Below are 13,341 nucleotides of genomic sequence, written 5' to 3' on the forward strand. Positions count from 1 at the left end.
ATTCTATAAATTTAAAATATCATTTATATTTTCTATAAGTTCTTTAATATCATCTAATGTAAACTCAGCCATGTGAGCTATCCTAAATGTCTTCTCCTTCAATTTGCCATATCCATTTGATATTGCAAATCCCCTCTTTCCTAGTTCCTTATTTAAATCAGCTACACTTATGCCCCTAGTATTTTTTATAGTTGTAACTGTATTAGAGAGATTATTTTCATCTCCAAATAATTCAAAATTTTCTTTAGCCCAATTTCTTACATACTCTGCCATTTCAATATGTCTTCTATATCTATTCTCCATACCCTCTTCAAGCATTTTATTAAGTGCATAATCAAGCGCAAACATATGTGATAATGAAGGTGTTGATGGATACTGATAATCCTTCTTTTGAATAAATTCATATAATTTTAATAAGTCCAAATAATATCCTCTATGTTCAACTGTTTTAGCTCTTTCTATTGCTTTCTTAGAAAATGAACATGCTGCAAGTCCTGGAGGAAGTCCAAGTGCTTTTTGTGATGATGTTATACAAATATCAACTCCAAGTTCATCTACTGGTATGTTAGTTCCCCCCATAGAACTAACTGTATCAAGACACCATACTACGTCTGGATATTTTTTTATAACCTTTGACAAATCACCAACTGGATTCATTATTCCTGTTGAAGTTTCATTGTGTGTTAACGCTATTAAATCATATTTTCCAGTTTCTAAAACTTCCTCAACAAATTCAGGTTTAATTGCTTCTCCCCATTCAACCTCATATAAGTCAGCTGGTACTCTATTGTCTATAGCCATTTCGTACCACCTTTTTCCAAAGGCCCCTATTGAAAATACTGCTGCTCTTTTAGCTGTACATGAACGAATTGCTCCCTCCATCAATCCGCTACCTGAACTAGTAGAAAGTAATATTTCCTCTTTAGTCTGAAAAACAATTCTAAGCTTGTCACTTATGCCCCTTTGAAGTGCTGAAGCTTCCTTACTTCTATGTCCAATCATAGGTTCTGCCATTTTTTGAAGTACATCTTCTGCTACTTCAACTGGACCAGGTATAAATAATTTTTTATGCATATAAATGCCCCCTTTTATTTATAAAAATATAAAATTATTACTTTTTTGTATTTATTTTCTGAAAAAAGGTTATAAAAATAAGCAAATGATACTTGCGGAAAAAAATCCATATCAATTACTCAGCTGAAATTTTAAAGTTTTTAATTTTTTGTAATAAAAAAAGCCCTTCAATCCCCTTCTGTAAGGGACGAAAGACCGCGTTACCACCCTAATTAATCAACTTTAAAAAATGATTATCTTAATTGAAATTTAACGACACAATTGCCGTATTGCTCATCGCAATCCCTCTGAGGCGGATTCACTAAATAACAAATATCAGTTTTCACCAACCACTGACTCTCTAAAATTGTTAACAAGTTACTATTCTCTTCAACGGTTTATAATTATTTAACTAATTTCATTATATATACATAAATAAATTTTGTCAATAGTCTTTTTTATTTTCTTTTTATATTCTTTGTTGCAATTATATCGACACCAGTATTCAATATATTTTGACATATTAAATCTCCACATTTTATAGGTATTCCCACATACAATCTACTTAATGCCCTAGAACATTCAATAAATAGATCTTTATCAATAGGTTCCCTACTCTTTACAGAAACAACACCTTCAGAAGAACCCTTTATTCTAACAAGTGTGGTTAATATTGCCTTTTCGCCCATTCTATTCACCTACATTTCGTTAAACTCTTTTATTCGTCCTGTAACAAGATTACTTTTTTCAGTATTTTTTAATACTTCTATAAAGTCCTTATTTGTTTCCTTAGCTAAAATCTTAACTACTTTATCCATACAACAAGTACCTAAACATTCTCCATAAAAAGCCCCTGTTCTTCTCTTTATACCTTCCAATGTTCTTGCTCCAAGTGGCCTTCTAATGGAATCAACAATCTCACCTTCTGTAACTTGATTACACCTACAAATTATATTTCCGTACTTTGGGTTTGTAGCTACTAACTTTCTTCTTTCAGTGTTACTCATATCTCTAAATTTATATATATCACGTCTTTTACTATAAAACTCTTTTTTTTCTTTACTTTTTAGGTTATTGACTACTGCCGTACCTATATTTTTACTTATTGACGGTGTAACTGTAGATATTGCATAACTCTTGCATTGAACTTTTATATATCCGTAACTACTTAATTTATTGCTTATAATTATTTTATCATTATTAAATCTAGAATTGTAAAAATAAAGAATATCCTCTTCATGAATAGTTCCAATTATATCCTTTAATTTCATTAGTGCATCTTTATATGTTACATCTTCTTTTGTAACAATTTTTACTATGATATTTCCTTGAAAATCTTTGAAAATATATGTACTATCACCTTTATCACTTAATACTGCTATGGCACATTTTAAATCTCTTTTTATTTTTCCGTCTAATATAAAGTAAACCAAATTACTCATGTTTCTCTTTGAAATCTTTTCACCTTTTCCATCGATTAAAATAGGATTATTTGTATCTGGTATTGTATTTATTACTATTTTGCATGTGAATTTATTCTTACTTGTTGTAACATTAAATCCTTTAGATATCTTTTTTATTTCAATTACTTTTTCATTCAATCTAAAATTAACACCATTATCAAATGCTATTTCACCATATGCTAGTGCTAAGTCATCTGCACAAACAACTCCTATATTATCCAGAACAATTCCTTTTTTACAAATGTTATTTAGCTTTATACTTTTAGACATCGTTTCTTCTATGTTTTCCAAGCTTACTTTATTTAACCCTCTCTTTATTGCCCTGTTGTATGTTTTATCTATTACCTCTTCATTCTTGGAACAAACAATTGCACTTATAGTTTTAAAAGGTACTGCTAAATCCTCGCAGGTTTGCTTCATCACACTATTACCTTTAGTCTCTAAATCATAATTTACAACATACCTAGCTTCTATACCATTATGAACCAAATCAGCATTTACAATAGATGTATCGTCTCCAATTTCGTATTCCTTTTCAATAAGTGATACATTCAAACTATACTTTGATAATTCATAGGCTATGGAACATCCTATTATACCTCCACCTAATATTAAAACATCGTAATCCATAAAATCCCCCCTTAAGATTTTACACTCTCTAATAATGAATACTAACTGCACTCTTATCTGTAACTAAATTATATATATATCTAGAATCTTCTAGTGAAAGTCTTATTCCTCCATTAGTATCAGTCTTACCTAAATTATTTATCTCTCTTATATTTTCATCATATACTATTTTATCATCTTTTTTTACTTCATTAAAGGAGACAGAATTTAGAAAATAATCACTAAAAAACTGTATGCCATACATACCGTTCTCTCCTTCTCTTTTATTAGATAAATTTGCTACTTTCTTTTTTACACTAAAAATTCCTATAGGAGTTTCTTTATAATTATCTCCTTTAACACCTGTAGAACATTTAATTGGCTTTTTATTAACTATAACATTATTTTTATAAACATTTATACTTTCACTTGTAATATCTACATCAATTAAAGTATCATAATTTATACATTTTACCCCTGTAACATTGTTAATATTTTTTTTCACCCAACCATTAATAAAAATTCCGTATTCATCAACATGATTTGTCTCACAATAAATGTATCCACTCTTTTCCTTAGTAGCTACAACTTCTTCTCCTTTATTTAAAGTATATATTTTCGATGAAGGTTTATCTATATCAACAACTAATTGAACATTGTCATTACTTATGTAATAAGTGTTTTTAATACAATCCTTTGATGAAAATACTGAAATATTGTCCTTAAATTTGTATTTCATTTTTTCCGTAACTTCTGCCTTGACTTTATTTTCATAAGAAGTACTCGGTGGAACAAAGTCACCTGGCTTATCATCTTTAGTAAAAAATATAGGTGCCAATATAATAATGCATGTTATTATTGAACTAATCACACACGATAATAAAAATTTTCCTATTTCCTTTTTCATCACAATCTCACCTCTGTATATTGTTATTATTTACATAAAAATACAAGTTAAACATATACATGAAGTTTAATGTATAAAAAAATTATAGGTTACAATGATATAACCTATAATTTTCAAAATTTACTTATCTAAGTCATCTAAAATTTTACCTAATTTATTAATAGCCTCACCATATTTAGACCAATCACCATTCTTCTGAGCATCTATAGCCTGATTATATAAATCCTTAGCTTTATTTAACTTTTCTTTATCATTTTCATTCTGAGGAATTTGTTCTTGATTAGTTGAATTCTCTGTTAAGCTATTATTAAATATTTGATTTAAAGCATCTTCAATACTATCTGCCATAACTATTTTATTTCCCAAGGATACAATTATTCTTTTAACCTCTGGCATACTATTCTTACCTTGTGCTCTTAAATACACTGGTTCTACATACAGTAATGAATTTTTTATGGGTATTATAGATGTATCCCCAAATTGTACACTAGAACCCTGAGTATTCCAAAGTGATACCTCTTTAGAAATTGCAGGATCTTGGTTTATTTTTTGTTTAAATAAATAGGGGCTATAAACCGTCTTTTCTGTTGGCAACTTATATAAAATTAACTTTCCGTAATTATCTCCATCCATTCTTGCTCCAAATATAGCAGACATATTATCTTTGCCTTTCATATTTAGGTACTCCATAAGTACCATTTCAGGCTTCTTAGTTTCTGGAAGCTGCATTATAAAGTATGAAGCATCATTTACACCCTTTTCTCCATCTATTTTCTTTTGATTTTTAGCTGGCTCCCAAAGATCTTCACCATTATAAAATACTCCCGTATCTGTTACATGATATTTTCCAAGAACATCAGCCTGAATAGAAAACAAGTCTTCTGGATATTTAAAATGACTTCTTATATCTTTAGGAACTTCACTTATATCTTTAAACAACCCTGGAAATATTTTAGAATAACTATTCGCTATAGGATCATTTTTATCTACAATATAAAAATTAGTTGTACCATCTACTGCATCTATAACAACTTTAACCGAATTTCTTATATAGTTTACATTATTATATGGTTGAGAATAAGGAAATCTATCTGATGTAGTATATGCATCTATTATCCAATATAGTCTCCCACCACTTAAAACCGTATAAGGATCTTTATCATAGTTCAAAAATGGAGCTATTTTATTTAGCCTATCAAATATATTTCTATTTATTAAAATTTTACTATTACCATTTATGTTTTGTGAAAGTAAAAAGTTAGATTCCTTTCTGCTTATAGCAAATAAAATTCTATTAATTAAAGATGCCTTTATTCCACCTTTACCGCTATAGTTATTAGTTTTATTTTCACTTCCTTCTGGATAATCAAACTCACCTAACGTATTGTTTGCAATTGCATAATCATTGGTTTCTTCACCATAATATATTCTAGGATTTTTAATCTCAAGCTTAGTATCATTATTAGGTGGTATATCTTTTATTACAAAGTTAGGCTGGCCTTCACTAGTTACTGAATTAACTTTATTCATAACTACCCCATAACCATGTGTATATATAAGATGCCTATTCTGCCAAGTGTCAGCATTTCCTTGAAGAGATTTACTATTAATTTCTCTTGGAGCTAAAAACACCTCACTATACTTTCCATTTATATTGTACCTATCTACATCTAAATCCTTAAAGTCATAGTAATATCTAACAACCTGAACTTGATTATAAAACTCCAATGCTTGCGTTACTGAATTTATCTTTATATTATCTATAGTTTGCTTGTTATTAGCCATATCTTCCTCTGTAAGATCATCATTAGAAGAGAATTTCCTTTCATATATACCATTTATATTAAAAGCATCCCTTGTATATTGTATATTATTTTTAATATAAGGAGCTTCTAAATTCTTTTCATTAGATTTTACAATTAGGTTTTGAACTATTTCAGATGTTATGCTTTGGCCTACCACCAAAATTAATATAACAGCTATTGATATAAATATAGGTTTTATTTTATATTTAACTATACTTATAAAAATAACTATTGATGATATTATAGCTACAGCTACTATTATTACATAGAAAACCAGTGATACATGTATATCAGTGTATCCAGCGCCATACACAACTCCACGTGGGGAGTATACTAATTTAAATGATTTTAATACATAACCAGCTGATACCAATAACATTATCAAAAATACTATTATAGCAAATTGCCTACCAGCAAAATTACTTAAACCACTAAAAAAATCCTTTATATTAATACTTTTATGAAAATTTCTTCTATAGATGTTATTCCTTAAATTTAATATTATATAAAAAATAACAGTTACTCCTGCCATAAATATTAGAAACAACATTAATACATTATATAATGATTCTATAAGAGGTAATCTAAATACATAAAAAGATGCATCAATATTAAAAACAGGATCCTTTATATTAAAATTAGTACCACTTGTAAACTGGAGTATTCTATACCAATAAATTGAAGCTATAAAATATGAAACAAAAAAAGATATTATAATATCAATTATAATAGCTATTCTTTTTTTTATTTTTTCATTTTTTATATTAACCTCAACAACTTTACTCCATTTTATAATTATTTTTTTCATGCTTTTATAATAAAACCATAATCCTAAATATATTATTACAAATATTGGAATCATTAATTTAAGTATTGCCATGAGCTTTGTAAAATAAACAGAGGTATACCCCACTTCATTAAACCACTCTAAATTAATTATAAAGTCTGTTACTTTTCCGATGGAACTAACTAAAATTATTAAAAATACAATTATAGTTATAATGGTAACTCTCTTTTTCAAATGTATCACCTCATATCCTTATTTCTAATCAGATATTATATAATTTTTCCTATTTAATTCATCTATAATATTTTGCATATCCTTTTCATTTTCAGCCCTTATTGTATGCAAATGAACTCCACCTGTAAGAATCGAAAGGGGCTCTGCACTATGATTCTTAATTTTATCCATAAAGTTTTTAACATCGAAAAGTGTTCTAATCATAAGTATTCCTCTTATTTCTCCATATAGTGGATGCTCTATTATTACATCTTCTACAATTCCTCCAAACTCGACAACTGATTGAAGTTCATCCTCTATACTATCTCTATCATGTATTACAGCAAGAACCCTTTTTATAGCATTAGAATTAGTTTTATTAATTATATATCCCTTTGGTGTTGCTATTATTTTATACCCTTTAGCTCTAAGTATAGCTATATCCTTTACAATTATTTGTCTTGTCACACCTAAATCTTCTGCTAAGGTACTGCCTTTAATTGGATCCTCATTGTTTTCTAACCTGCTTTTAATATTTTCTCTTCTTTCTTCTGAATTCATTTATATCACCATATTTTTTCCTAATCTATTTTATATATATTTTTTTAATTTAAAGAATAGCATTATATATATCTTCAAACTAATTTTCATCATCATATTTTTTTAATATATCTAATTTGGCATTATCTTTTATACTATTATTATGATGATTTTTCACAAGAAATAATACTTCTTCGTTTTCTAATTCCTTTAACATACAATATCCTATATAACTATGATTATAGTGGCAATAAACTTTTTTAATTTTACTAAACTTTTTTAATTTACCTTTACTTATAAAATCAAGTATAACTAAAATTGACTTATCAATTAAATTAAGCTTTATATATATCTTTCCTATATCATGTAGAAGTGCTGCTTTTATCATATCTTCTTCACTACATCTCTTATCTACATCTCTTGCTACATTCACTGCATGTTTCTGCTCATGAATAGATAATTTATAAAACAGTTCCTTTTCCCTTGAATTCAAGTGTTTTTCAATATATAATTTATCATCATCATCTACATACGAATATACATACTTAAAAAATTGATTTATTCTCTCAACTATCAATGCATATCCTCCCTCTTATACACTAAAATTATATACTAAAATAACAAAAAAAAAAAGATAGCAGTTATAAAACTGCTATCTTAGTTTGGTGGAGAATAAGAGATTCGAACTCTTGACCCCCTGCGTGCAAGGCAGGTGCTCTCCCAGCTGAGCTAATCCCCCATGGTGGACCTTCAGGGACTCGAACCCCGGACCGACCGGTTATGAGCCGGTTGCTCTAACCAACTGAGCTAAAGATCCATTACCCGGCAATGACCTACCCTCCCACAGAGCCTCCCCTGCAGTACTATCGGCGTTCTGGTTCTTAACCTTCGTGTTCGGTATGGGAACGGGTGTTACAACCATGCTATGATCACCGGATCTATTTAAATGTAGAAAGTACTTTGTACTTTCAAGATTGCATAGTAATTATCATATATTTATTTATTAATTGGTCAAGCCCTCGACCTATTAGTATCAGTCAGCTTAAAATGTTACCATTCTTACACCTCTGACCTATCACCTGTTGTTCTTACAGGGGTCTTACTAACTTATGTTATGGGAAATCTAATCTTGAGGTGGGCTTCACGCTTAGATGCCTTCAGCGTTTATCCCTTCCCGACATAGCTACCCAGCCGTGCCTTTGGCAAGACAACTGGTACACCAGAGGTCAGTCCATCCCGGTCCTCTCGTACTAAGGACAGCTCCTCTCAAATTTCCTTCGCCCGCGACGGATAGGGACCGAACTGTCTCACGACGTTCTGAACCCAGCTCGCGTGCCGCTTTAATGGGCGAACAGCCCAACCCTTGGGACCTACTTCAGCCCCAGGATGCGACGAGCCGACATCGAGGTGCCAAACCTCCCCGTCGATGTGGACTCTTGGGGGAGATCAGCCTGTTATCCCCGAGGTAGCTTTTATCCGTTGAGCGATGACCCTCCCACGAGGAGTCACCGGATCACTAAGCCCGACTTTCGTCTCTGCTCCACTTGTTTGTGTCGCAGTCAGGCTCCCTTCTGCCTTTGCACTCTACGCGCGGTTTCCAACCGCGCTGAGGGAACCTTTGGGCGCCTCCGTTACTTTTTAGGAGGCGACCGCCCCAGTCAAACTGCCCTCCTAGCTATGTCCCGTGACCAGTTTCATGGCCTCCGGTTAGAACCTCAGTACTGTCAGGGTGGTATCCCAAAGACGACTCCACAATTCCTGACGGAACTGCTTCCAAGTCTCCCACCTATTCTGTACAGACAATACCGAAATTCAATGCTAAGATACAGTAAAGCTCTACGGGGTCTTTCCGTCCAATCGCGGGTAGCAAGCATCTTCACTTGCACTACAATTTCGCCGGATTTGCTGTTGAGACAGTGCCCAAATCATTACGCCATTCGTGCGGGTCGGAACTTACCCGACAAGGAATTTCGCTACCTTAGGACCGTTATAGTTACGGCCGCCGTTTACTGGGGCTTAAGTTCATGCCTTCGCTTGCGCTAAGCATTCCCCTTAACCTTCCAGCACCGGGCAGGCGTCAGCTCCTATACTTCAGCTTTCGCTTTAGCAGAAACCTGTGTTTTTGATAAACAGTTGCTTGGGCCTATTCTCTGCGACCTACTCTCGTAGGCACCCCTTCTCCCGAAGTTACGGGGTCAATTTGCCGAGTTCCTTAACAGCAATTCTTCCGATGGTCTTAGGATTCTCTCCTCACCTACCTGTGTCGGTTTGCGGTACGGGCACAGAGCTCCTGGATAGAGACTTTTCTTGGCAGTATGAAATCAGATATTTCGGTAGTAAACTACCTCACCATTACACCCCAAGCTTAAGGAAGACGGATTTTCCTATCTTCCACTCTCAGTGCTTAGACGTACTTCCAATAACGTACGCATATCCTATCCTTCTGCGTCATCCCATTTCTCATAACGTTACTCTGCGGTATCGGAATATCAACCGATTGTCCATCACCTACGCCTTTCGGCCTCGGCTTAGGTCCCGACTTACCCTGGGCGGACGAACCTTCCCCAGGAAACCTTAGGTTTTCGACCACTAAGATTCTCACTTAGTTCTCGCTACTTATGCCAACATACTCTCTCCTGTACAGTCCACCGCTCCTTTCGGTACGACTTCAGCCCATACAGGATGCTCCTCTACCACTTGTACGAAGTACAAGTTCACAGCTTCGGTGTTAGATTTTAGCCCCGGACATTTTCGGCGCAGGATCTCTTGACTAGTGAGCTATTACGCACTCTTTTAATGAATGGCTGCTTCTGAGCCAACATCCTAGTTGTCTTAGAAATCCCACATCCTTTACCACTTAATCTATACTTTGGGACCTTAGCTGGTGATCTGGGCTGTTTCCCTTTTGACTACGGATCTTATCATTCGCAGTCTGACTACCATGATTCAAGTATCCAGCATTCGGAGTTTGATAGAGTTCGGTAACTGTTGTCAGCCCCTACCTCATTCAGTGCTCTACCTCCGGTACTCATTCATGGCGCTAGCCCTAAAGCTATTTCGAGGAGAACCAGCTATATCCGAGTTCGATTGGAATTTCTCCCCTATCCACAGCTCATCCCATGGTTTTTCAACACCATTGTGGTTCGGGCCTCCACGGAATTTTACTTCCGCTTCACCCTGGCCATGGATAGGTCACCCGGTTTCGGGTCTACAGCATGCAACTATGCGCCCTATTCAGACTTGGTTTCCCTTCGGCTTCGCACCTTAAGTGCTTAACCTTGCTGCATACCGTAACTCGTTGGCTCGTTCTACAAAAAGCACATCATCACACATTAACGTGTTTTGATCGGTTGTGGACACACGGTTTCAGGTTCTATTTCACTCCCCGTCTGGGGTTCTTTTCACCTTTCCCTCACGGTACTGCTTCACTATCGGTCACTAGGTAGTATTTAGCCTTGGGAGGTGGTCCTCCCAGCTTCCCACAAGGTTTCACGTGTCTCGTGGTACTCTGGTACAGATCGGGCTTTTTTCTCTTTTCACCTACAGGACTATTACCTTCTATGGTTTAACTTTCCAGAAATCTTCGGTTAAGATATAAAGCTTTAATGATCTGCCCGCAACCCCGGAAACAAGTTTCCGGTTTGGGCTCTTTCCGTTTCGCTCGCCGCTACTAAGGAAATCGATTTTTCTTTCTCTTCCTCCAGGTACTTAGATGTTTCAGTTCCCTGGGTTTACCTCTATATACCTATGAATTCAGTATACAGTTCATGGGGTTACCCATGAGAGTTTCCTCATTCGGAAATCTTCGGTTCACAGACTATTTGCGTCTACCCGAAGCTTATCGCAGCTTATCACGTCCTTCATCGGCTCCTAGTGCCAAGGCATTCACCATGCGCCCTTTGTAGCTTGACCTTAAATAAATATATTTAAATACAAACAACAAAGAATTAACTTTGCCTTGCTTTAGAGTATTACTCTTAATTACTATGCAATTTTCAAAGTACAAAATAGAGAGTTGAACTCTCAAAATTAAACAGAGAACAAAGAACCTTCATGGAAATTACATTTCCATGTCGACTCCTTAGAAAGGAGGTGATCCAGCCGCAGGTTCTCCTACGGCTACCTTGTTACGACTTCACCCCAATCATCAACCCCACCTTCGACCGCTGGTTCCAAAAGGTTACCTCACGGGCTTCGGGTGTTGCCGACTCTCATGGTGTGACGGGCGGTGTGTACAAGACCCGGGAACGTATTCACCGCGACATTCTGATTCGCGATTACTAGCAACTCCGGCTTCATGTAGGCGAGTTTCAGCCTACAATCCGAACTGGGATAGGGTTTTGAGTTTAGCTCCACCTTGCGGTATAGCATCTTTTTGTCCCTACCATTGTAGCACGTGTGTAGCCCTAGACATAAGGGGCATGATGATTTGACGTCATCCCCACCTTCCTCCCGGTTAACCCGGGCAGTCTCACTAGAGTGCTCAACTAAATGTTAGCAACTAATGATAAGGGTTGCGCTCGTTGCGGGACTTAACCCAACATCTCACGACACGAGCTGACGACAACCATGCACCACCTGTCATCCTGTCCCCGAAGGGACTTCATCCATTACGGACTAATTCAGGAGATGTCAAGTCTAGGTAAGGTTCTTCGCGTTGCTTCGAATTAAACCACATGCTCCGCTGCTTGTGCGGGTCCCCGTCAATTCCTTTGAGTTTTAATCTTGCGACCGTACTTCCCAGGCGGAATACTTATTGTGTTAACTGCGGCACAGAAGGAGTCGATACCTCCTACACCTAGTATTCATCGTTTACGGCGTGGACTACCAGGGTATCTAATCCTGTTTGCTCCCCACGCTTTCATGCCTCAGCGTCAGTTACAGTCCAGAAGGCCGCCTTCGCCACTGGTATTCTTCCTAATCTCTACGCATTTCACCGCTACACTAGGAATTCTGCCTTCCTCTCCTGCACTCCAGACATCCAGTTTGAAATGCAGCCCCCAAGTTAAGCCCGGGGATTTCACATCTCACTTAAATATCCGCCTACACATCCTTTACGCCCAGTAAATCCGGACAACGCTTGCCACCTACGTATTACCGCGGCTGCTGGCACGTAGTTAGCCGTGGCTTCCTCCTATGGTACCGTCATTATCGTCCCATAAGACAGAGTTTTACGATCCGAAGACCTTCATCACTCACGCGGCGTTGCTGCATCAGGGTTTCCCCCATTGTGCAATATTCCCCACTGCTGCCTCCCGTAGGAGTCTGGACCGTGTCTCAGTTCCAATGTGGCCGATCACCCTCTCAGGTCGGCTACGCATCGAAGCCTTGGTGAGCCGTTACCTCACCAACAAGCTAATGCGCCGCGGGTCCATCTCATAGCGAATAAATCCTTTGGCTCAGAAATCATGTGATTTCCGAGTATTATGCGGTATTAATCTTCCTTTCGGAAGGCTATTCCCCACTATGAGGCAGGTTACCCACGTGTTACTCACCCGTCCGCCGCTGGGAACCGAAGTTCCCCGCTCGACTTGCATGTGTTAAGCACGCCGCCAGCGTTCGTCCTGAGCCAGGATCAAACTCTCAATTTAAAAGTTTGATATAATACAGATGCTACTCCGTATTCCTTTAGCTCATCGCTAAATTTATTTAAATAGAATAAATTCTATTCAAAAGAATTGCTGGTTCTTTAATTCTCTGTTTAATTTTCAAAGTTCAATTGTGCGCTGCACTCAGACAGCTTATTTATAATATCATTTTTACTTAACCTTGTCAACTACTTTTTTCGTAATTTTTTAAGATCAAATTTTGTTGCACTCACGTGACAACAGATAATATGATATCACATAGAAAAACTTATATTATATTTCCCCTCCCTATTTATAGTAAATATATTTATTTTTCTTCATATTTTCACATTATGCTCCATATTTCTCATATTGATACTCACGGTATAGTTTATTT

7 protein-coding genes, 2 tRNA genes, 3 rRNA genes and 1 other annotated feature are annotated in these 13,341 nt (G+C 35.7%); all 12 genes read right to left on the minus strand.

What is annotated here, in order from left to right:
* Positions 1 to 3: 3 nt before the first annotated feature.
* The 12 genes from CLFE_RS00440 to CLFE_RS00495 all read right to left on the minus strand — a co-directional run bounded on the left by CLFE_RS00440 (position 4) and on the right by CLFE_RS00495 (position 12,968).
* Entirely contained in the window at positions 4 to 1,074 is a 1,071-nt protein-coding gene (locus CLFE_RS00440; protein ID WP_077895518.1) for a pyridoxal-phosphate-dependent aminotransferase family protein, read from the minus strand.
* Between the two features lie 180 nt (positions 1,075 to 1,254).
* Positions 1,255 to 1,456 (minus strand) — a binding site (T-box leader).
* A 55-nt stretch (positions 1,457 to 1,511) separates the two neighbouring features.
* Complete coding sequence (locus tag CLFE_RS00445) at positions 1,512 to 1,742, minus strand: DUF1667 domain-containing protein (protein WP_077835344.1); 231 nt, start codon at positions 1,740 to 1,742, stop codon at positions 1,512 to 1,514.
* A gap of 9 nt (positions 1,743 to 1,751) precedes the next feature.
* Positions 1,752 to 3,146, minus strand: a complete 1,395-nt coding sequence (locus CLFE_RS00450) for an NAD(P)/FAD-dependent oxidoreductase (protein ID WP_077895517.1) — start codon at positions 3,144 to 3,146, stop codon at positions 1,752 to 1,754.
* A gap of 28 nt (positions 3,147 to 3,174) precedes the next feature.
* Positions 3,175 to 4,032 (minus strand): L,D-transpeptidase, encoded by an 858-nt coding sequence (locus tag CLFE_RS00455; RefSeq protein WP_242951737.1) that lies wholly within the window; start codon positions 4,030 to 4,032, stop codon positions 3,175 to 3,177.
* Between the two features lie 120 nt (positions 4,033 to 4,152).
* A complete protein-coding gene (locus CLFE_RS00460) occupies positions 4,153 to 6,858 on the minus strand; it encodes a UPF0182 family protein (RefSeq protein WP_077895515.1) in 2,706 nt (901 codons plus the stop codon).
* A 24-nt stretch (positions 6,859 to 6,882) separates the two neighbouring features.
* Positions 6,883 to 7,398 (minus strand): transcription repressor NadR, encoded by a 516-nt coding sequence (locus CLFE_RS00465; RefSeq protein ID WP_077853016.1) that lies wholly within the window; start codon positions 7,396 to 7,398, stop codon positions 6,883 to 6,885.
* 79 nt (positions 7,399 to 7,477) lie between these two features.
* Positions 7,478 to 7,954 carry an HD domain-containing protein gene (locus CLFE_RS00470; protein WP_077895514.1) on the minus strand — a complete coding sequence of 159 codons (477 nt, stop codon included), beginning with the start codon at positions 7,952 to 7,954 and terminating at the stop codon, positions 7,478 to 7,480.
* A gap of 86 nt (positions 7,955 to 8,040) precedes the next feature.
* Positions 8,041 to 8,116: transfer RNA gene (locus CLFE_RS00475), tRNA-Ala, on the minus strand.
* Between the two features lies 1 nt (position 8,117).
* A tRNA-Ile gene (locus CLFE_RS00480) sits at positions 8,118 to 8,194 on the minus strand.
* Between the two features lie 3 nt (positions 8,195 to 8,197).
* Positions 8,198 to 8,314, minus strand: a 5S ribosomal RNA gene (rrf, locus tag CLFE_RS00485).
* A 70-nt stretch (positions 8,315 to 8,384) separates the two neighbouring features.
* Positions 8,385 to 11,289: ribosomal RNA gene (locus CLFE_RS00490) — 23S ribosomal RNA — on the minus strand.
* A 173-nt stretch (positions 11,290 to 11,462) separates the two neighbouring features.
* Positions 11,463 to 12,968 (minus strand): 16S ribosomal RNA (locus CLFE_RS00495).
* The 16S, 23S and 5S rRNA genes sit together here with 2 tRNA genes alongside, the layout of an rRNA operon.
* Positions 12,969 to 13,341 lie beyond the last annotated feature (373 nt).

The sequence above is a fragment of the Clostridium felsineum DSM 794 genome (genome assembly GCF_002006355.2).
In the GTDB taxonomy this organism is placed as follows: Bacteria; Bacillota; Clostridia; order Clostridiales; family Clostridiaceae; genus Clostridium_S; species Clostridium_S felsineum.